General features: G+C 61.7%; 18 protein-coding genes. 10 read left to right on the forward strand and 8 right to left on the reverse strand.

The annotated features are described in order from the left end of the window. Positions 1-116 precede the first annotated feature (116 nt). The gene (locus Thiofri_RS11000) at positions 117-599 is read left to right on the forward strand and encodes a hypothetical protein (protein ID WP_009151448.1); all 483 of its coding nucleotides are present in this window, start codon (positions 117-119) and stop codon (positions 597-599) included. A 213-nt stretch (positions 600-812) separates the two neighbouring features. Continuing rightward, positions 813-1,715 carry a dTDP-4-dehydrorhamnose reductase gene (gene rfbD, locus Thiofri_RS11005; RefSeq protein WP_009151449.1) on the forward strand — a complete coding sequence of 301 codons (903 nt, stop codon included), beginning with the start codon at positions 813-815 and terminating at the stop codon, positions 1,713-1,715. Positions 1,716-1,776: 61 nt separating this feature from the next. Here the strand turns inward: rfbD and lon are convergent, their stop codons facing one another. The 6 genes from lon to Thiofri_RS11035 all read right to left on the reverse strand — a co-directional run bounded on the left by lon (position 1,777) and on the right by Thiofri_RS11035 (position 10,883). Further along, entirely contained in the window at positions 1,777-4,497 is a 2,721-nt protein-coding gene (gene lon, locus Thiofri_RS11010; RefSeq protein ID WP_009151450.1) for an endopeptidase La, read from the reverse strand. A 45-nt stretch (positions 4,498-4,542) separates the two neighbouring features. Then, positions 4,543-5,415 carry a 16S rRNA (adenine(1518)-N(6)/adenine(1519)-N(6))-dimethyltransferase RsmA gene (gene rsmA / locus Thiofri_RS11015; RefSeq protein WP_009151451.1) on the reverse strand — a complete coding sequence of 291 codons (873 nt, stop codon included), beginning with the start codon at positions 5,413-5,415 and terminating at the stop codon, positions 4,543-4,545. A gap of 61 nt (positions 5,416-5,476) precedes the next feature. Beyond that, on the reverse strand, positions 5,477-5,923 hold the full coding sequence (locus tag Thiofri_RS11020) for a flagellar basal body-associated FliL family protein (RefSeq protein WP_051024035.1): 447 nt from the start codon (positions 5,921-5,923) through the stop codon (positions 5,477-5,479). A gap of 115 nt (positions 5,924-6,038) precedes the next feature. Next, on the reverse strand, positions 6,039-9,149 hold the full coding sequence (locus tag Thiofri_RS11025; protein WP_009151453.1) for an efflux RND transporter permease subunit: 3,111 nt from the start codon (positions 9,147-9,149) through the stop codon (positions 6,039-6,041). Beyond that, positions 9,146-10,327: an efflux RND transporter periplasmic adaptor subunit gene (locus tag Thiofri_RS11030; RefSeq protein WP_009151454.1), complete on the reverse strand. Its 1,182-nt coding sequence runs from the start codon at positions 10,325-10,327 to the stop codon at positions 9,146-9,148. The genes Thiofri_RS11025 and Thiofri_RS11030 overlap by 4 nt, the downstream gene beginning before the upstream one ends. Positions 10,328-10,439: 112 nt before the next feature. Further along, positions 10,440-10,883 carry a hypothetical protein gene (locus Thiofri_RS11035; RefSeq protein WP_040857666.1) on the reverse strand — a complete coding sequence of 148 codons (444 nt, stop codon included), beginning with the start codon at positions 10,881-10,883 and terminating at the stop codon, positions 10,440-10,442. Between the two features lie 277 nt (positions 10,884-11,160). On the opposite strand from Thiofri_RS11035, the gene Thiofri_RS11040 reads away from it, so the two are divergent. From Thiofri_RS11040 to Thiofri_RS11055, 4 genes are read left to right on the forward strand one after another with little or no spacing between them, the layout of a single operon-like run. Beyond that, positions 11,161-12,177 carry a glycosyltransferase family 2 protein gene (locus tag Thiofri_RS11040; protein WP_009151456.1) on the forward strand — a complete coding sequence of 339 codons (1,017 nt, stop codon included), beginning with the start codon at positions 11,161-11,163 and terminating at the stop codon, positions 12,175-12,177. 36 nt (positions 12,178-12,213) lie between these two features. Next, positions 12,214-13,854 (forward strand): ArnT family glycosyltransferase, encoded by a 1,641-nt coding sequence (locus Thiofri_RS11045; protein ID WP_009151457.1) that lies wholly within the window; start codon positions 12,214-12,216, stop codon positions 13,852-13,854. After that, complete coding sequence (locus Thiofri_RS11050) at positions 13,847-14,725, forward strand: phosphatase PAP2 family protein (RefSeq protein WP_009151458.1); 879 nt, start codon at positions 13,847-13,849, stop codon at positions 14,723-14,725. The genes Thiofri_RS11045 and Thiofri_RS11050 overlap by 8 nt, the downstream gene beginning before the upstream one ends. A gap of 32 nt (positions 14,726-14,757) precedes the next feature. Further along, positions 14,758-15,111, forward strand: a complete 354-nt coding sequence (locus tag Thiofri_RS11055) for a hypothetical protein (RefSeq protein ID WP_009151459.1) — start codon at positions 14,758-14,760, stop codon at positions 15,109-15,111. 116 nt (positions 15,112-15,227) lie between these two features. Here the strand turns inward: Thiofri_RS11055 and Thiofri_RS11060 are convergent, their stop codons facing one another. Then, positions 15,228-15,698: an EVE domain-containing protein gene (locus Thiofri_RS11060; RefSeq protein WP_009151460.1), complete on the reverse strand. Its 471-nt coding sequence runs from the start codon at positions 15,696-15,698 to the stop codon at positions 15,228-15,230. Positions 15,699-15,876: 178 nt separating this feature from the next. Here Thiofri_RS11060 and Thiofri_RS11065 point away from each other — a divergent pair, with 178 nt between their 5' ends. The 4 genes from Thiofri_RS11065 to Thiofri_RS11080 all read left to right on the forward strand — a co-directional run bounded on the left by Thiofri_RS11065 (position 15,877) and on the right by Thiofri_RS11080 (position 19,777). Then, a complete protein-coding gene (locus Thiofri_RS11065; protein WP_009151461.1) occupies positions 15,877-16,755 on the forward strand; it encodes an HDOD domain-containing protein in 879 nt (292 codons plus the stop codon). After that, the gene (locus Thiofri_RS11070; protein ID WP_009151462.1) at positions 16,755-19,163 is read left to right on the forward strand and encodes a DEAD/DEAH box helicase; all 2,409 of its coding nucleotides are present in this window, start codon (positions 16,755-16,757) and stop codon (positions 19,161-19,163) included. Before Thiofri_RS11065 ends, Thiofri_RS11070 begins: the two co-directional genes overlap by 1 nt. A 124-nt stretch (positions 19,164-19,287) precedes the next feature. Then, complete coding sequence (locus Thiofri_RS11075) at positions 19,288-19,524, forward strand: DUF4160 domain-containing protein (protein WP_009151463.1); 237 nt, start codon at positions 19,288-19,290, stop codon at positions 19,522-19,524. Then, entirely contained in the window at positions 19,505-19,777 is a 273-nt protein-coding gene (locus Thiofri_RS11080) for a DUF2442 domain-containing protein (RefSeq protein WP_009151464.1), read from the forward strand. Before Thiofri_RS11075 ends, Thiofri_RS11080 begins: the two co-directional genes overlap by 20 nt. A gap of 128 nt (positions 19,778-19,905) precedes the next feature. Here Thiofri_RS11080 and Thiofri_RS11085 read toward each other — a convergent pair whose 3' ends face one another. Further along, complete coding sequence (locus tag Thiofri_RS11085; protein ID WP_051024003.1) at positions 19,906-20,805, reverse strand: IS91 family transposase; 900 nt, start codon at positions 20,803-20,805, stop codon at positions 19,906-19,908. Between the last annotated feature and the right edge of the window lie 134 nt (positions 20,806-20,939).

The following is a 20,939-nucleotide window of genomic DNA, read 5'->3' on the forward strand; positions in this document are numbered from 1 at the left end:
AAAGTCCACAATAGAGCATCATCAGAAGCGTCGGAGCGTCTGCTGGGGACGCTTGGCCTTGTCTCGCATCGCGCGCGTCGTAGCGGATGGAGAGTCATTTAGCCAGGGAGAACAGGATGCTCAATCATCAAACTTTTAGGATATTGCGCTTAATCTCTTGTGTCTGCGCGTTGGCCGCTGGCGTCTTGTCTGGTCTGGCGGGCGTCTCGCCGGCGCGCGCCGACGAGCCCAATGTCTATCGTTGCACCATGTCCGATGGGAGCATTGAGTTTCGCCAATTTCCGTGTCATGGCCGTGACGAGAGTCAGCTGTTGGAGATTGATGATCGCCCCAGTGGCTGGATACCGCCAGACCCATCCGCTGTTTTCGCGGAGGAGAAACCGAAAACGCGGAGCGCCAGTGGTTCGGATGAAGCCAGCAGCGATGCGCGCAAAGAGGATGCGGCGGATCGCCGCCAAGCGGAAAAATGCTGGAAGAAAGAACAGCAACTCGAACAGGCCAATCGCAAGCTGCGCGCCGGTTATCGTCCCGCCGAGGGTCAGCGGCTGCGCCACAAGCGCGCGGAGTATGAGGATTATCTCAAGAAATTCTGCGATTGATGAGTCTCTGACGCGGTTCTCTCACAAGCTTCCAAATAGCACGAAGATGCGCGCTGAGGCAGACCCCCGCGGCTGTCAAGCCATGGCCAAACGCGCTATAGTTTTGTTCAACTTTCGGCGCTATACCGAAACCCTTCGCAAACTCGACCCAAAACCATTAATTCGCGGTTGCTATATCCAGCAGCCAAGCACCACCAGCCACTCAGGATTGCCATGGCGACGCCCGATACTCCACGTCTTCTTCTGCTCGGTTCCGACGGTCAGGTCGGCTGGGAACTGTGCCGTACCCTGGCCCCTGTCGGGCAAGTCATTGCCGCCTCCCTTGGTGGCGTGCATGGCCCGGCGGTCGATTTGGCTGATGCCGCCTCGGTGCGGCGGCTGTTTGCCGAGACCGGACCCGACGCGGTGATCAATGCGGCGGCCTATACTGCGGTTGATCGCGCTGAGAGCGAGCCTGAGGTGGCCATGGCCATTAATGGTGATGCGCTCGCGCTCATTGGTCAGTTGGCGGCTGAGGCGGGGATTCCGGTGGTGCATTATTCAACCGACTTTGTCTTCTCTGGCGACACGGATCGGCCTTATCGCGAAGATGACCCGGCTGAGCCGCGCAGTGTTTATGGTCAGAGCAAGCTGGCCGGGGAGCGGGCCTTGCTCGACTCAGGCGCGACGGCGCTGATTTTGCGCACTGCCTGGGTCTATGGCGTGCGCGGCAGTAATTTTCTGCTGACCATGCTGCGGTTGTTTCGCGAGCGCCCCGAGTTGCGGGTGGTCGAGGATCAGATCGGCACGCCGACCTGGAGCCGCATGCTGGCCGAGGTGACCGCGCAGGTTCTCTATCGCGCTTTTCGCGGTGATTTGGATCTGCGCAAGCATCAAGGGCTTTACCATGTCACTAGTGGTGGAGCGACCTCCTGGTTTGGCTTTGCCGAGGCCATTCGCGACGCCAGTTGCCTGCAATGCAAGGTGTTGCCCATTCCGACGTCCGAGTATCCGGCTCCCGCGCCGCGTCCGGCCTATTCGGTGCTCGACACCCATGAATTCCACGCCACCTTCGGTCTGACGCTGCCCGACTGGCGTCAGTCACTGGCTCTGTGCCTCGCAGACCTGCAACGCTGAGCCTGAGTCATAACCTGCGCTGCGCATTATTCGACAGCGACCAGACCAATAGCGCAGCGTCTTATTGCAGGCCGCGGAAGACCAGCATGGGCACCTCGGTGAAGCGGCTGACGAAGTGAATGATCAGCCCTTTGCGCACATGCTCGGGGACTTCGTCGAACTCGCCCCGGTTATCCTCGGGCAGCAGTATCTCCTTAATACCAGCGCGGCGGGCGGCAATGAGCTTTTCGCGAATGCCGCCGACGGGGAAGATTTCGCCAGTCAGGGTGATCTCGCCGGTCATGGCGAGGCGTTTCACCGGCTGCGCTCGGGCCAGGGAGATCAAGGCGGTGGCCATGGTAACGCCGGCTGAGGGGCCGTCCTTGGGGGTGGCGCCGGCGGGCACATGCAGGTGGATGAAGGCATTTTCGAAAAAGGCCACATCGGCGCCAAATTCTTTGGCGTGGCTGACCACATAGCCATAGGCGATGTCGGCGGACTCTTTCATCACGTCGCCGAGTTGACCGGTCAGCTTGAAGCCGCGGGTGAAGTTGTGTGTGCACTGCGCCTCAATCGAAAGGGTGGCGCCGCCCATGGCAGTCCAGGCAAGACCCGTGACCACGCCGGGGCCGGAGAGCTTGCGCTCGTCGCGAAAGACCGGGCTGCCCAGATAGTCCTTGAGATCCGCCTCGGTGACGGTAATGGGCCTGGGCGCGTCTTCGAGCAGCTTGATCGTGCATTTGCGCACGATCTTGCCGAGCTGCTTTTCCAGCCGGCGCACGCCCGCGTCGCGCGCATAGCCCTCAATAAGCGCACGCAGGGTTTTGGTGTCCAGCTTGAGGGTGTCGCGGTCCAGGCCAGCTTTGTCGATCTGGCGCGGTAGTAGATATTTCCGCGCGATGGCCAGTTTTTCACTGGCGATGTAGCCGGAGAGCTGAATCACCTCCATGCGATCAAGCAGGGGCCCGGGAATGCTGTCGGTCTGGTTGGCAGTGCAAACAAAGAGCACCTTGGAGAGATCGAAGCGCAAATCCAGATAATGATCGAGAAAATCGTTGTTCTGTTCGGGGTCGAGCACCTCAAGCAGGGCCGAGGCCGGGTCGCCATGATAGGACGCGCCAATTTTGTCGATCTCATCGAGCATGATGACCGGATTGGCGGTACCGGCTTCTTTCATCGCCTGCAAGAACTTGCCCGGCATGGCGCCGATGTAAGTGCGGCGGTGGCCTTTGATTTCGGCCTCGTCGCGGATGCCGCCGACCGAGAAGCGATAAAACTTGCGCCCCAGCGCATCGGCGATGGAATGACCGATGGAGGTTTTGCCCACACCGGGCGGGCCGACCAGCAGGATGATAGAGCCGGCGATCTCGCCTTTCATGATGCCGACGGCGAGGAATTCCAGAATGCGATCTTTCACATCTTCCAGGCCGTAGTGGTCACGGTCCAGCACCCGCCGGGCGCGCTTGAGGTTGAGCTTGTCTTTTGAATGCCGACCCCAGGGCAGCAGGGTGATCCAGTCGAGATAATTGCGCGTGACGGAATACTCGGGCGAGCCGGTCTCGAGAATGGACATCTTGTCCATTTCCTCATCGACGCGCTTCTGGGCTTCTTCGGACAGGGTGAGCTTTTTTAATCGATCCTTAAAGCGGTCGACCTCAGCGGTGCGATCATCCTTGGCGATGCCCAGCTCTTTTTGAATGGCCTTGAGTTGCTCGCGGAGGAAAAACTCGCGCTGGGTTTTCTGCATCCGCTCCTCAACCGACTGGCGGATGGTCTGTTGGGCGTGAGCGAGCTCAAGCTCTTTGTTTAACAGCACCAGCACCTTCTCCATGCGCTTCATCAGCGGTACGGCTTCGAGTACCTCCTGGAGCTGGATTTTGGTGGAGGTGGTCAGACTGGCGGCAAAGTCGGCCAGGTGCGAGGGATCATCTGGGCCAAAGCGGTCGAGGAACATGCGCAGTTCTTCGACATAGAGCGGATTGAGCGGCAGCAACTCCTTGATGGTGTTGATGACGGCCATGGCATAGGCCTTGACCTCGTCTTCCGGCACCGGGGCCGGCTCGGGCAGGTAATCCACCAGGGCGGCAAAGGGCGCGCGCCGACGGGTGAACTTGTTGATGCGGAAGCGTTGCAGGCACTCGACCAGCACTTGCAGTTTGCCCTCGGATTCTGCCGCGCGGTGCACGCGCGCGGCAGTGCCGATTTCGCGGAAGTTCTCGACCTTGGCCGACTCCGAGGTCTCGCTGTTGACCAGCACAATGCCGATGATTTTGTGGTCGGATTCGGCCACGGTCTCGATAGTGCGGCCCCAGTGGCCGGCGTCCATCAGCAGGGGCACCGCCTGGCCGGGGAAGAAGGGGCGCGAGGCGACCGGCAGCAGCGGAATGCGCGTGGGCATCACATCGCGGGCGCGCGCCAGCTTGCCACCGCTCGCGCTACTGCTCGAGGTCGTCCCGTTCTCGTCGTCATCCTCCGACTCGGTCGCAGACTCAGCCTGGTCTTCGTTGTCGGTATGCTCGATAGCCATCTTTTCGCGGCCCATTCTTTTCAAGAACTCTTCGCGCAGAGCCTTGGGCAGCTTTTCGGCCAGTTTCTCGACCATGGCGAGCGGCAGCATGTCTTCGAGCAAAGTATCGAGGCCATCATGCTCGGCGTCGTTCTGCTCGGAGTCCTGCCCGCTTTCTTCCCCGCTGGCTTCGTCGCTGTTCTCAGTCGGCTCAGGCGCCGCCTTGTTTTCGGGCTTGTCCTGCTCGGGTGCGGCGGAATCCGGCGTCGGTTCGCCGTCACTGTCCTGATGATGCATGCAGTCTCTCCAGCTTGCGGCCGGTTTGGGTTAAGCCCGCAAATCTCAGGGTTTATCCCCGGGATTGCAAGCCTGGTTGGAAAGGCGGGCGAAATCTTCAATGCCCAGAGTTTCGGCGCGTGCGCCCGGATCGATGCCTGCCTGCTCGAAGGCAAGTGGCTCAATCCACTGGCGCAGGCTGTTGCGCAGGGTCTTGCGCCGTTGCGCGAATGCCGCCGCGACCAGGCTAGCGTGATGCGGTGGATTGGCGATGCTGACGGGCGCAGAGATTGGGATGCGCAGACGCAGCAGGGCGGAGTCCACTCGTGGTGCTGGCTTGAAAGCACCAGGGCCGATGTGAAACAGCCACTCGGCTTGGCAACGGCTCTGCACCATGACCGACAGGCGCCCATAGGCTTTACTGCCTGGGGCGGCAACAATGCGCTCGACGACTTCTTTTTGCAGCATCAGATGCATGTCGGCGATGGCTTGGGCCTGGTCGAGCATGTGAAACAGCAGCGGCGTGGAGATGTTGTAGGGCAGGTTGCCGATAATGCGCAGCGGGTGGCCTGGGCGCAGGGCGGTGAAATCAAAGCGCAGCGCATCGGCCTGGTGTAGATGCAAGTCGCCGCAGCCGGCGCATTGCTGGTGCAGTGGCGCGATCAGATCGCGGTCGAGTTCAATGGCGTCGAGGCGGCCGCCGGCGGCGAGCAGACCACGGGTAAGCGCGCCCTGGCCAGGGCCGATTTCGACCAAGGCATCGTCCGGCTTGGGGGCGATGGCGGCGAGAATACGCTGAATGATGAATGGATCATGCAGGAAGTTCTGACCGAAGCGCTTGCGCGCCTGGTGTTTTGGCTCAGGCGTGGTTTGCTGTGAGCATTTGTTGGCGGTGACGGCTTTGCTGATGTGATCGTCCTCATGCGTGCGTGATGCCATGCTTGGCGGGGCAGGGCGAGAACAAGTTGCCCTGCCGCCGACTTGGTTGCCAGTCGCGCACTTACTGCATGATGAAGGCGGTGAAGTAAAGGTCCTGGATTGCCGGGTTACCGGCCATGCGGCTCAGAGTCTCGCGCAGCGCTTCCAGGGTTTCCTTGCGCAGGCTCTCGCGTCCTTCCACGCTTTGCAGTGCCTCCATGTCACGCCCGCCAAAGAGAGTAATGAGTCGGTCGCGGATGGCGACGCTGTGTTGCTGTATGACGTCGTTATCAGCGGCGGTAAGCACATAAAAGTCCATCTCTACGCGCAGGTACTTGGCGGAATCCTCGCTTGCCAGATTGACGATCAGGTAGGGGCCCATGGAGACATAACCGGGGTAATTGCCCGTTATCTTGAGCGGGGCCTGAGCCAGACCCGGTGTTGCAGGCAGCAAGAGTGCGAGGGTTAGCAGCAGCGAGTGCAAGCCGACCCTGGGCGCGGCGGATATCAGGTTCAAGAGGCTGTTCATGCGTCCTTGGATCATGGTGCGAATCTGTTTGTTCTAGCGAAGGTGATCGCATTATACCCAGCGGACATGGGCGTCGGTTATTTCGGGTTGGGGAAAAGGGTCTGTTGGCCAGGCGCTAAGCGGCGAGCGCGCCGGTGGCGCCATCGGCGGGCTGGCTCGGGGGGCTTGGATGCGCATCGACAGGGTGGCGGGTGCCAGCATCCGGTGCGGCGATCAGCACATAAACGGCCGGCACTACAAAGAGGGTGAAAAGCGTACCAATGCCCAGACCGGCGGTAATCACCAGCCCGATGTCAAAGCGGCTGACCGCGCCTGGGCCGCTGGCGGTGAGCAGCGGAATCATGGCCACCAGCATGGCGACTGTGGTCATTAGAATTGGGCGCAGGCGAATGGCCGAGGCCTGCTGCACGGCAGCGGATCTATCCAGACCGTCGCGCTCGCGTAGTTGATTGGCGAACTCGACAATCAGAATGCCGTTTTTGGCGATCAGGCCGATCAGGGTAATCAGCCCCACCTGGGTGTAGATGTTGATGCTGGCAAAACCGAGAAACAGAAACACCATGGCTCCGGCGATGGACAGCGGCACCGACATCAGAATGACGAAGGGATCGCGCCAACTCTCGAACTGGGCTGCCAGGACCAGATAGATGATCAGCAGCGACAGGAAGAAGGTTGCCTCCAGCGCGCCGCCCTCGGTCTTGAACTGGCGCGACTCGCCCTTGAAGTCCCAGCGCAGATTGCGCGGGAAAATATCGGTGGCTTGTTGTTCCAGATAACTCAGCGCATCCCCGAGCGACACCCCGGGCATCATCACGCCAGACAGGGCGATAGAATTCAACTGCTGGAACTGGGTGCGTTTGGACGGTACTACCTCATTGCGCAGGCTGACCAGGGTCGAGAGCGGAATCAGCTCGCCGCTGGCGGTGGGTATGTGGTAATTCTCGATAAGCTCGGTGGTGGCACGGGTGCTTTGCTCCACCTGCGGGATCACCTTATAGCTGCGGCCCTCCAGGCTGAACCAGTTCACATAGTCCTGATTGAGCATCACCGCCAGACTGCGCCCGAGCGCCTGCATGCTGATGCCGAGATCCCCGGCCAGATCGCGGTCGACTTCAATCACAGTGCGCGGGCGGGCGTATTCAACATCCTTTTGCAGGAACATGAACTTGCCGCTGGCCATGGCGGTGCCCAGAAGTTGATCGGCAAAGCCGTTGATCTCCTCGATCTCGCTGTCGGAGAGGATGACAAACTCGATCGGGATGCCATTACCCGGTGTCGGCAAGCTGGGACGCGGAAAGGCGACGGTTTGCAGGCCGGTAATCTGTCCAAGCGCGCCCTGTAGTTGCGGCTGCACGACCATCTGCGAGCGCTCGCGCTGCGAAGGCGGGGACATCTTGAAACCGCCAAAGGTCATGGTGGTATCACCGCCAAAACCGGCGAGTAGGAAGCTTTCCTGATATTCCGGGAAGGTCTCGAAAATGGTCTGCATCTGGCGCACATAGCGCACGTCGTAATCGATGGTCGCGGTCTGGGGCGCGTTACCCATCACGAACAGAATGCTCTGATCCTCAGTGGGCGCCAGCTCTTTTTTGGTCATGCCATACATGGCGTAGATGGCGCCGATCACCACCAGCGCCACCAGAATAGTCACCGCCGGGTATTTGAGCCAGCTCGCCAGGGCGTGGCCATACATGCGCGCGAGCCAGGCAAAGAACTGCTCGACTAGGTGCTCGAAGCGCGAGGAGTCCTCGCTCGAATGCAGCACCCGCCCGGCGATCATGGGCGAAAGGGTCAAGGCCACCACGCCTGAGATCAGCACTGCGCCGGCCAGAGTGAAGGCAAATTCAGTAAAGAGCGAACCGACCAACCCGCCCATGAAGCCAATGGGTGCATAGACGGCGACCAGGGTGGTGGTCATGGCGAGAATCGGCAAGCCGAGTTCGCGCGCGGCATCTACGGCGGCGGTGATGCCGTCTTTGCCCATTTCCAGATGGCGATGGACGTTTTCGACCACCACGATGGCGTCATCGACCACCAGGCCGATAGCCAGCACCATGGCGAGCAGGGTGAGCAGATTGATCGAGAAGCCCATCAGCAGCATCAGGAAAGCACCGCCGACGATGGACAGCGGCACCACCAGGGATGGAATGAGCGCGGCGCGGATCGAGCCCAGCGACAGGAAGATCACGAAGAGCACAATCAACACCGCCTCGGCCAGGGTGGTGAAGACCTCGCGGATGGATTCCTCAATGAATTCGCTGGCATCGTAAGGAATGTGCGCTTCGAGCCCCTCGGGGAACTGCGCCTCCAGGCTGGGCAGCAACTCATGTACGCGCTCGGCAACGGTGAGCGGATTGGCACCTGGTGCCTGCTCGATGCCAATGAAAATGGCCGGGATGCCCTTGTAGAGCGTCTGGGAGTTGTCATCGGCCGGGCCGAGTTCCACTGTGGCAATGTCATTGAGGCGAACCAGCGTTCCGCCTTCTTCGCGGATGACCAGTTGGCGGAAGTCCTCGACATCGCTTAAGTCTGTGGTGGTGCTGAGATCAATCTGCACCAGGTCGCCACGCAACTGGCCGATGCCGGCCAGGTAATTGTTGGCTTGCAGGGCAGCGGCAACCTGCTCGCCGGAAATACCGAGCGCCGCCATGCGATCAGGATCGAGCCACACGCGCATGGCAAAGGTCTGATTGCCGAAAATCTCGGCCTGAGCAACCCCCTCAAGCGCCTGCAACTGCGGCTGCACCACCCGGATCAGATAATCGGTAATCTGCGACAGGGACATCTCACGGCTGTAGAAGGCGAGATACAAGAGCGCCGTGGTATCACCCGTGGTGGAATCAATCACCGGATTTTGCGCCGCCTCGGGCAGCACATTGAGCTGGCTGGCGACCTTGGCCTGAATTCCCGACACCGCATCATTGGCCGAGTAATTCAGGCGCATATTGGCCTCAATCACCGACACGCCCTGGCTGCTGGTGGCACTGAGAAAATCAATCCCCTCGGCCTGCGCGATGGCCTGCTGTAGCGGCGTGGTGATAAAGCCCTTGACCAGTTCGGCGCTGGCACCCGGATAAGCCGTGGTGACAGTGACCACGGTGTTTTGGGTCAGCGGAAACTGGCGCACTTCCATCTCAAAGATGGCACGCAGGCCGAGCACGAAAATCAGCAGGCTCACGACACTCGCGAGCACCGGGCGATAGACGAAGATATCGGTGAATTTCACTGCGACGCGTCTCCGCTGTCAGCCTGGGATGCGTCGGCGTCTGGCGCTGCGGCGGTCCTTTTTTTGCTTGGTTCACCGGGTCCCTTGGGCCTGGCTCCGTCGCCCTCGGTGATTTGGACCTCGGCGCCATTACGCAGCTTGACCTGTCCGGCAGCCACCACCCGATCACCGGCTTTAAGGCCGGACATGACGGCTACCCGTCCGCCGCGCACCGCGCCGGTTTGAATCTGGCGGCGCTGTACCACCAGTTTGCCGGCCTGTTCACCCTCGCCATCGAGAATCAAAAACACCGAATCGCCATAGGTATTGAAAGTGATGGCCTCGCGCGGCAGAGTGAGCACCTGGTCCTGTTTGGGCAGTAGGGTGGCGACCTTGGTGAACATGCCGGGCCGCAGCCGATGGTCGGTATTCTTCAGCAGCGCGCGCACCTGGACATTGCGCGTGGCCTGATCCACCGCCGGGCTGATGGCCTGAATGGTGCCGGGGAAGGACTCATCCGGATAGGCCGCGACCCGCACTGCCACGGCCTGTCCGACGGCAAGTTGCGCCAGTTCGCGCTCGGGCAGGGCATAGTCGACATAGACGGGATCGAGGGCCTCCAGCGCGACGATGCTGGTGCCGGCGGCTAGATACTGACCAAGATCGACCTGACGGATGCCGAGCTGACCGGCAAAGGGCGCGCGGATGGTTTTCTTTTCAATTAACGCGCGCTTGGCGGCCACTTCGGCCTCAGTCTGTTGCAGGCGGGAACTGGCCTCATCGAAATCGCCCTGGGACACGGCGCGATCTGCCAGCAGGCGGCGGTTGCGGCCAAGCTGGGTCTCAGCCAGGCTGCGCGCGGCTTCCAGCCCAGCCAGATCGGCCTCGTCGACCTCGGTGTCGAGTTGAACCAGTGCCTGGTTTTTCTCCACCATATCGCCGGAGTCGAACAGAATCTGCTGGATCTGTCCCGGTACCTGGTTGCTGACCATGACCCCCTGCACCGCCTGCACCGAGCCGACAGCGTGCAGCTCTGGCTGCCAGGTCATGGCCTCCACCCGCGTGGCGGCAACCGTGGCTGCCGGCTGCGGTTGGGAGAACATGGCAATTTCGCCCTGAATCTGGCGATATTTCAAAAAGCCCAGGCCACCGATGACGATGGCGACGACGAGGAGAACGAGCAGAATGCGACGCAGCATGGCGTGATTTATCCCTTAACTGTGTGATCGATTACCTGCGCTTCGACACCTGTGCGTCGATACCTGCGCACCGATCAGGGGTTCCTTTCCGGCGCCAAGGGCCGGACCGATTCTAATGCTCCGGTGGAGCCGTGGCTGCAGAGGCTTTGGCGTTCGCGGCTTTCTTGGCGACGATCCGTGCCAACCACCATTTCAGCAGGGTAACGCTGAGGAGAACGCCAAGTCCCCATGCGGCCAGCAGATAGGAGGAGGGGATGGTCCAGGCGGGGCTGGCGGCCAGGGCCAGCGAGGAGGTGCTCGCGGCAAGGAAAAAGACCCCAAGCAGCAAGAACGCCGTCCAGCTTAGCGCCATGGCACCGTAGCGCTCTGCCATCGACAGCACCACCAGGGTCCCGGGCAGGGCCAGCGAGGCGATCAGGATCATGGACCCAATGGTCCACCAGCTGATCTCGGGGAGACTGCCGATAATGATGGGTTGAAGGGTTGGGCCGGACATTAGGCCTGCGGCGGCTGCGACCACGGCCAGAATAATGTCTTTGTTGACGGCTCCTTTCATGCTTCGGTGGCTCTTCATCATAATCCTCGTCCCTATTGATTTTGGTCCCGATTGTTGTCCCAATCGTTAGCTTGCCATTTTCCCTAGGTCGGGCCGTTCACCGCAAGCGGAATCTTTTGCCCTGAGCCATACCGATCACAAATAGAGCGACCGGTTTTGGGCCTGACCCAATGCAAGCCGGTACCCCAGGGCCATCGGCAGCCCCGTGCGGAACTTGCGCTATACTCTGCGCCCCGGCATCGGTGCCGGTTTCCAAGTTTTCGCACAGGCTCCATCCATGCAATCCCCGTCGCCAGCCAAGCCGCCAGCCGACCGCTCCCTGTCGGTCGTTATTCCACTGTATCAAGAAGCCGAGAATGTCGCGCCTCTGCTCGAGCGCGTGCATCAGGGTCTGGCCGAGTATTCGCATCCTTGGGAGCTCATTCTGGTTGATGACGGCAGTCGCGACCAGACCCCGGCGCGGCTTGAACAGGCTGTCGCACACTATGGCGAGCATGTCCGAGTGATCCGCTTGCGCCGCAACTTCGGTCAGACAGCAGCCATGCAGGCGGGCTTCGATGCCGCGCGCGGGGCCTTTATCGCCACCCTCGACGGCGACCTGCAAAACGACCCGGCGGAGATTCCGCGTCTGCTTGATGAATTAATTGATCGCGATCTTGACCTGCTGCAAGGTTGGCGCCAGCGCAGACAGGATGCGCTCATTATCCGCAAAATCCCCTCGCGCATCGCCAATCGGCTGATTGGCAAGGTCACGGGGGTGCGCCTGCATGACTATGGCTGCTCGCTCAAGGTCTATCGTGCCGATGTGATCAAAGAAGTGCGTCTGTATGGCGAGATGCACCGCTTCATCCCGGTGTGGGTGGCGTCTGTGACCTCGCCCGCGCGCATTGGCGAGACGGTGGTCAGCCATCAGGCGCGGCAGTTCGGTCAGTCAAAATATGGCATCTCGCGCACCTTTCGCGTGCTGCTTGATCTGCTTTCGGCCTTTTTCTTTTTGCGCTTTGGTGCGCGGCCGGGACATTTCTTTGGCTCCATTGGGCTTGGTTTTGGCGCTCTTGGGTCGCTGTTGATGGCGCATTTGCTGGTGGTTAAGTTTGTCTTAGGCGATGACATCGGTCAGCGTCCGCTGCTGTTTGTTGCCATCCTGCTGCTAGTCGCCTCGGTGCAACTCCTAACCACGGGTGTGCTGGCGGAGATGCTGGTGCGTACCTTCTTTGCCTCGTCGCGGCGCACGCACTACGGTATTTTGCCGGACGATTCTGGCACTCAGCCTGGCTGGAAATTGCCGCGTTAATGGCGGTCTGCTGGAGGCTGTGGTGATGGAGGGACAATGAACAGTTCACACTTGGCATTCCGTCTACGCTTGCTCGATGGGCTATTGGTGTCGCCTTGGATGTTGCCCCTCATCCTCTGGCTTGTCTTTTTCTGGCAACTCGGCGGCTCGCCGCTCTATGACCTAGACGAAGGTGCCTTTACCGAGGCGACCCGGGAGATGCTGGCGAGCGGCAATTTCATCACGCCGCATAAGAACGGCCAGCCGCGCTACGACAAACCGGTGATGATCTACTGGTTGCAGGCCGGCTCGGTGGCGTTGCTGGGGCTCAATGAGTTCGCGCTGCGGCTGCCCTCGGCCATTGCCGCGAGCCTTTGGCTGCTGGCGCTGTGGCTGTTCGTGCGCCAGCGCCTTGATACAGAAACAGCCACCGCGGCCGCGCTGGTGATGGCGTTGTCGCTTGAGATCGGCCTGATCGGCAAGGCGGCGGTGGCCGATGCGGTGCTGAATCTGTTCATCGCTCTGGCCTTTTTTGATGTCTATCGCTACCGGCTCGCGCGACTTGCGGACTCGCCCCGGGCGCGCGGACTGCTGTGGCGGGTGTATCTTTGGCTGGGCCTGGGTTTCCTGACCAAGGGTCCGGTGGCGGTGTTCTTTCCGCTCGTCGTCAGCCTGCTCTATGCGCTGACCATGGGCTGGCGGGAGGTCAAAATTTGGCTGGGTGCGGTGTTCGAGCCGCGCGGCTGGCTGGTGTTTCTGGCGGTGGCGGCGCCCTGGTATCTGGCGATTTATCTCGATAACGGCCTGGGATTTTTCCAGAGCTTTTTCTTAAAGCACAATCTCGGGCGCTTCGGCGGTGTTATCCATGGCCATGAGGGATTCCCCGGCTATTATCTCGCCATGCTGCCGCTGGTGATTCTGCCCTTTAGCGGCTGGCTGTTGGCAGTGCTGCCGGCGCTGCGGCGCATCTGGGTCGATCCGTTTGATCGTTTCCTGCTGCTGTGGTTTTTGACGGTGTTGCTGGTGTTCTCCTTTTCTAGCACCAAGCTGCCGCATTATCTGGTCTATGGCCTCACGCCGCTCTTTATCCTGCTCGCGCGCTATCGCGAACGCCTGCGTAACCGCTGGCTGGCATTGCTGCCGGCGGTGGTTCTTGTGCTGGTGTTACTGGCACTGCCGCTGGTGCTCGGTCCGCTGGCCGAGCAGGCCAACAGGCTGCATGAAATCGCGCTTTTCGAGCTGGGCCGGGAGGTGCTTGATGGTTTCTATGTGCTGGGCATCCTCTCGGCGCTGGCGCTGCTGATCGGCCTGTTTTTGGCCCATCGGGTTGCACTCTGGCAGCGGGTGGTGCTGGCCGGGGTCATTCAGACTCTGGTGGTTTACGGGCTGCTGGTGCCGCGAGTGTTCGAGGTGATGCAGGCGCCAGTCAAGGAGGCGGCATTACTGGCGCGTCAGCTCGACGCGCCCACGGTGGTTTATCACACCAGTATGCCGAGCTTTAGTGTGTATCGGCAGGCGATCACGCCTGATCGCGACCCCGAGCCTGGGGATCTGGTGTTTCTGCGCATCGATAAGCTCGAACGCCTGCGGGAACTTTATCCGCCAGAGCAGCTCGAGACGCTTTACCAGCGAGGCGCTGTTGCTCTGGTGCGGGTTGGCGAGCGTCCAACGGCCACCGAGGTGCCGGATCATGGCTGAAGGCTTGCTCGGTTTTCTTGGGCGCGATCTCAAGACCGCGTTGCAGCGGGGGCTTGAGGTCGATCCGAGCACCAATCCCGACGCCGCGCGCGAGTTGCTGCTTGCCGTGCTAGCCCTCGCGCTGCTGGCGCTGGGGCTGTTCCTGATGGGCGGCTATCATGCGGGCTTCGGCACGGTGAACGCCTGGTCGCGGGATTATCCGTCCTGGCTGTGGCAGAACCTCACGCTCTTGGGTGACGAACATCTGGCCTTCGCTCTGGCGCTCTTTTTCGCGCGCCGGCATCCGCGAGTGTTCTGGGTGCTGATCTGTGCGGCGCTGGTGGGCGCGGCCTATGCGCGGGGGCTAAAACCGCTGGTCGATGCCCTGCGACCGCCGGCTGTGCTGGAGTCCGGCAGTTTTCAGCTCATCGGCCCTGGCCATCGCCATCACAGCTTTCCGTCTGGCCATGGTGTGACGGCCGGGGTCTTTTTTGGCGTACTCATCTACCATGCGCGTAGGGGCAAGTGGCGGCTGTTGTTTCTGCTGCTGGCGCTGCTCGCTGGCCTGAGTCGGGTCGCGCTTGGGGTGCACTGGCCGGTAGACGTGGCCGCCGGACTGGCGGGCGGTCTGCTAGCCGCCTGGCTGGGGGTGGGGCTTGCGAGGCGCTTGCCTTGGGGCATCACCGACACCAGTATCCATTTGGCGATGGTGACTTTGGCCGTGATCATGGCGGTTGCCCTGGCTCTGGCCGGGCGCGGCTACCCGGATGCGCTCTGGCCGGGGCGAGTGGTGGTTGGGCTGGCGCTGCTCAGTGCCCTGTTGAGCTATTTGGTCTTGCCTGTGATGCGTTATGTTCGTGAGCGCTGGCGTGGTGATGGGGCCGGTGGGTGATGATTCCTTGATTTCGACCTGGGAGGCGAAGGATGCAAGATCGGCCAACGATCAAAACGGCGATTCCTAAAGGGCGCTACCAGATTGGGGACTATTCAGCGACACTGCTGAGCGAGATTGAAAGTCCGGATGCGCGCACGTATCGCTATATTCTTGCCTTTGTGCCGGATGGTCAGCGCGAGCCCAGGCTTTATGTCTGTAGCGAATCCGCTGCCGATCCGGCCGAGCCGCGACTCTGCCATCTGCGAGTGGTGAGCGAGACCTTGTCGGAGGTTGTTGATAGCGACGCACGCTGGGCGGATGCAGACGTCTTCGCCGAGCAGGCGCTGGAGCTTGGCATCCAGGCGCTGGGGCTGTCGAAACAGCAGGCTGTAAAACTGCTGTAGGAGATCGTCAAGAGAAACGCGCGGCAAGAGGTGATCTGGGCATGGCGCGGGCACCGATTGGACCTTGGCGAAAGAGATGCACGGTGCTGGCGAGACTCCTGCCACTGCTCATCCAGTCATTTCTCTAAGGACAAAATCAACTGCCATTGAGCGCCCGTTACCGGCATGATCGACAGCCGGTTGCCTTTGCGAATCAGCGGGAAATCGCCAAGCGCGTCGGCGAGTGGTTCACTTTTGAGTTCCGCCAGGGTAATGGTCCGCGTCAGATGGCGGACATAGCGCACATCAACCAAAAACCAGCGCGGATTGTCCGGATCGCTTTTGGGGTCGAAGTAGCGATTGTTCGGATCAAAAGCCGTGGGGTCGGGATAGCCTGAGCTGAGAATCTCCATCAACCCGACAATGCCCGGTTCTTTGCAGTTGGAATGATAGAAAAACGCTTGGTCGCCGGGCTGCATCTGGTCGCGCATCATGTTGCGGGCCTGATAATTTCGCACCCCATCCCAGGGCTCGGTCTGCTCGGGGCGGGCAACCAGGTGCTCAATGCCAAAGACTTCAGGCTCGGATTTCATCAGCCAGTAGGCCATGGGCTTGCCTCCAGGAAGGGGGGAAGGGCGGACACGAGCAAAATCATGGCGATTTTTGTGCACGGATTCCGCCTGCGTTTGCGTGACTGCACTATCATAGTCGCCAATCATGGGGCGCGGGAAATCCTGATTCTGGCCCTGTTCTCCCAGTGGGGCACGATGCGACCCTGAGGGCGTAATGAAAATGACACCACAAGACCTGATTAAAGAAACCGAGCATCTTTTCTCTTTGCCGGACGTGGCCCTGCGGGTGAATCAGCTGATCGACGAGCCCAGCACCCGCCCGGCCGATCTCGCCGAGGTCATCCTCTACGATGCTGCCCTGTCCGCGCGCCTGCTGCGGCTGGTCAACAGTGCCTACTATGCCCGCCCGGTCCTGATCGAGACCGTCACCCAGGCAATTTCGTTGGTCGGCTTCAGGCCGCTGCGCGATCTGATTTTGGCGACCTTTGCAGTCGAGATGTTTCACGGCCTGCCGCCAGAAAAGGTCAACATGGAACGCTTCTGGTTCCATGGCGTGGCAACCGGCATTGCGGCGCGTGAGCTTGCCAAGCGGCGGGGCGTGCGCGAGGGCGAGCGCTTGTTTCTCGGCGGACTACTGCACAGCATTGGCAAGCTTGTGTTTTTTAGTTACTGCGCGGACGACTACGCTGAGGTGCTGCGGCTGATCGATGATGAACGCCTCTCGGTGATTGAGGCCGAGGAGCGGGTGTTTGGCTTTAATTTCGCCGATCTTGGCGCCGAACTTCTGCGTGCCTGGCGCTTCCCTGAGTCGATTTGGAAGGCGGTGGCCCATCAGCTCGATCCCGACAAGGCATCGGATTATCGCTTGGAGGCATTGATTGTGCAGGGGGCCGAGCAGGTCGGCAGCATTGTGCAGTCCACCGCCATTGATGGCGGTGAGGCGCTGGCCACCAGTGCCTCGGATTACCTGAGGAGCCTTGCCGGGCGTCTGGGGCTGCCGAGCGATGCACTCGATGAACTGCCCGGCGACATCAGCCTGCAGGTGGTCGAGGTGTTCGAGGTTCTGGTGCCGGGCGCCTCTGTGGTGTATTGATGTCCGTGGCGCCGGGCACGGCGGATTTCACGCGCTTTCTTGAGCGGCTCAAAGACCGCTACCGGGATCGCATCACCGGCGAGCTGGCCCTGCCGGCATCACGCGCGTGCATGGCGGAGCTGCCCGCTGATCTGCATCCGCGCCTGCGCGCGGCTTTGGATCAACGGGGCTTAAGCGGCCTCTACAGCCACCAGCGCCAGTCCTGGGATATCGCCCGTGCCGGCCAGCATCTGGTCATTGCCACGCCGACGGCTTCGGGCAAAACCCTGTGCTACAACTTGCCGGTGATTGATGCCGTGCTGACGCGTCAGGCCAAGGCGCTGTATCTCTTTCCGACCAAGGCACTGGCGCAGGATCAGGTCGCGGAGTTGTCTGAGCTCAATCAGGCCGGGTCTGGGCAGGCGGACGCGGGCGGGGAGGGCACAACACTCGGCATCAAAGCCTTCACCTTCGACGGCGACACCCCGGGCGACGCGCGCAAGGCAGTGCGCACGCGTGGCGACATCGTGCTGTCGAATCCTGACATGCTGCACCAGGCCATCCTGCCGCACCACACCAAATGGGCGCAGTTCTTCGAGTCGCTCGCCTTTATCGTGGTCGATGAGCTGCACAGCTACCGAGGCGTTTTCGGTGCGCATGTGGCCAATGTGTTTCGCCGTTTGAATCGCGTCTGTGCCTTCTACGGCGTGCAGCCGCAATTCATCATGGCCTCGGCCACTATCGGAAATCCGCAAGAACTGGCCGAGCGGCTGATCGGCGCGCCGGTCGCGGCGGTGACCGAGAGCGGCGCACCGCGCGGGGCAGGGCACTTGTTGCTGTGGAATCCACCGGTCATCAACCCGGATCTCGGCATTCGCGCCTCGGCGCGCTCGCAGACCACGCGGGTGGCGCGCTCGGCGATCAAGGCCGGGTTCAAGACCATTGTCTTCGCGCGCTCGCGGCTGATGGTGGAGGTGATCACCAAGTATCTGAAAGACGTCTTCGATCGCGATCCACGCCGCCCGCCGCGGGTGCGCGCCTATCGCGGCGGCTATCTGCCGAGCGAGCGGCGTGGGATCGAGCGCGACCTGCGCGCGAGCCGGGTGGACGTGGTGGTCAGCACCTCGGCGCTGGAGCTGGGCGTGGACATCGGCAGCCTAGATGTCTCGGTGCTCAATGGCTATCCTGGCACCGTGGCCGCGACCTGGCAGCGGCTCGGGCGGGCAGGGCGGCGCAATCGCCCGAGCCTCGGCGTGCTGGTCGCGAGCAGCGCGCCCATCGATCAATACATCGTGCGCCATCCCGAGTTTTTTCTCGGCCGTTCGCCCGAGCAGGCGCGCATCCATCCCGATCAGTTATTGATTCTGATGGACCATGTGCGCTGCGCGGCCTTTGAGCTGCCGTTTCAGGAGGGCGAGAGCTTCGGCAGCGAGGATCTCGCCGAAATGCTCGGCTATCTGCGTGACCAGGGGCTGCTGCAATACCAGAGCGGGCGCTGGTATTGGATCGCCGACAGCTACCCGGCCAATGCGGTCTCACTGCGGTCGGTCGCCGAGGGCAATTTCGTCGTCATCGACATCGACGCCGGCAAGCAAACCATCATCGCCGAGGTCGACTACAGCAGCGCGCCAGGTACGATTTATGAAGGCGCCATCTACATGGTGCAGTCGCAGCCCTATCAGGTCGAAAAGCTCGACTGGACTGGGCGCAAGGCCTTCGTGCGCAAGACACGCGCCGACTATTACACCGATGCGATTGACTACACGCGGCTGAAGATTCTCGACCGCTTCGATCAGCAGCGCCTTGACCAAGCCGCCAGCTCCCATGGCGAAGTGCATCTGGTGCGCCGCTATCCCGGCTACAAGAAAATTCGCTACTACAGCCACGACAACATCGGCTACGGCAACATCAACCTGCCGGATCAGGAAATGCACACCACCTCGGTCTGGTGGCAGGTGCACCCCGAGGCGTTGGCCCAAGCCCTGCCGCAGCGCGAGCGCGCCATCGAGGGCTTTCTTGGCGCCGCCCATGCGTTGCACCATGTCGCCGCGCTGCGCGCCATGGCAGAGGTCAGCGATCTCGGCCGCGCGGTCGGAGACGGGCAGGGGACCTGGTTCGCCGCCGTCGGCAATGACGGACGCGGTCAGCTGCGCGGACCAGATAACGAGCCGGTGGAACTGGCCCCCGGGGGTCGCTTCGAACCGACGCTCTTTCTCTACGACAACTTCCCCGGCGGCGTCGGCCTGTCCGAACCGCTCTATCGCGACGCGGCCATGCTGGTCGCCGACGCGCGCGCCCTAGTCGCCGCCTGCGACTGCGCCGGCGGCTGCCCAGCCTGCGTCGGCCCCATCCTGCCGGGGGATGAAGAACGCGAGCAGCATCCCAAGGCCGTTGCGTTGTTAGTGTTGGGCCTACTTGGTGGCACGTAAGCAGTCTGGCCAGCAAGGAGACTGGCGTTCTGCGAGTTCCGAAGTCATGCTTCGTCAAGGGGGAGGGCTGTCATGCCGGTTATGGCGGCGAGGGTGCCAATGAACAAAGATCAGGAGGTTCTTAATGCCGACTGTCCTGCGCTTTCGTGGTTACCGTTTTCACTTCTATTCTGACGAAGGCACTGAGCCTCCGCATATCCACATTCGCTGTGCCGAGGGCGAATGCAAATTTTGGCTCGATCCCATCGCTCTCGCCAATAATCGCGGCATCCCGCCGCACCAGGTGCGCGTTATTGAACGCCTTGTTTTTGCTCATCAAGACCTTCTATGGGAGAAATTCAATGAGTTCCGACACGACTGATACCGAACCTTGCGCCCTTCGCGCGTGGGCTGAGGCCCGCATGGTCTTTGTTGAGTTGACTGATGGACGAGTTGTCGGATTTCCTGCTGACCGCTTCAGAAGACTGAGTGCTGCGAGCGATGAAGCGCTCAAAGGTGTCGAAATCGCGCTCAACGGCTATGCCCTCCGCTGGGACTCGCTCGACGAAGATCTGACTGTCCCAGGCATCGTCGCTGGTCGGTTCCAACTCTCTTTGCCAGCTGCAGCTGCTTGAATGGGAAGTGCTGTTCTAAGCGTCCCTTCTGCGGAGGATAGGAAATCCAAGCCACCCTGAGCGTCCAGGTTGGCCGGACGACGAACGGTAGCGGGGGTGGGATGCGCCGTCAACGTCCAACTGCGGGGCTAACGGACGTCGGGGCGGTGCAGGCGCGCGCGTTCCGGGGTGCTGGCGCGTGCATCTGCTGGGCAGCGTGCCACCGGCAGACGAGAGGGGCTGCACCGTTGCCTGCGAGAGAGACGGCGGCTACCAGGCGACGCGCTGATCGAACTCGAAGTCGGGCTCGGGCTGCTGGAGGAGGTCCCAGTCCGGCATCGGCTCGGGTGCCTCGTCCCAGGCGGGCGGTCTGCGGGCGGGCGAGATCGGGGGTGGACGCGGTGGCTCACCGATGTGGGTGAAGATCTGCTCGACGGGCGCACGGCCTCGGTGATGAAGGCAATGATGTGCATGTCCGCGCCGCGGTTGGGGCAGGTTTTTTCAACCGCTAACAACAGCCGCGCCAGCAGCATGGCCCAGAGGTAGCGCGCTGGGGAGCGCGCGTTCGGGGCCGGTGCGCGACGGGGTGCGGCGAGCTCGGCGCAGGCGCTCGGGTCGTCGGTCAGTTCACGCCCCAAGACGACGGCCGCCGCACGCAGGGGCGCGTTTGGCGCGAGCACGCCATGGTAGCGATGGCGGTGGCGCCTGGGCGGGGGGATGAGGGCCGCGAGATGGTCGATCAGCTCCAGTGGCGTGAGCGTCAGCGCCGTGATGCCATTGCGCTGGGGCTTCGGTAATCGGTAGACGACGCGTTCGGCATCGAGCCGCTCCAGGCGCTCGAGCGCGAACGGGGGCCGAGCACAGTAGCGCAGCAGCCGCTCCAGCCCGGTGCGATCGTGCGCACCGACGCGCACCGCCGCATCCAGCGAGAAGCCGCTGTTCTCCGTTCTCTTGATTCCTTTTCCTACTGCGCCGCGAGCTGAAATCAGGCGATCACGGCCACTGCCACCGTTGCCCCGCTCCCCATCAGCATCCCCGCCGAGAGCCATCCCCACGAAATAACGTGTTCGGGCGGGGCCGGAGACGTCAGTCTTTGAGGCGAGCCTGCCGCTGGTGACCTAGACTTCAGGCCAAATCCCTGCGCCCGCAGCAAAGCCGCCGTCTGCACCACGACCTGCCGGAG

The sequence above is a fragment of the Thiorhodovibrio frisius genome (assembly GCF_033954835.1).
In the GTDB taxonomy this organism is placed as follows: domain Bacteria; phylum Pseudomonadota; class Gammaproteobacteria; order Chromatiales; family Chromatiaceae; genus Thiorhodovibrio; species Thiorhodovibrio frisius.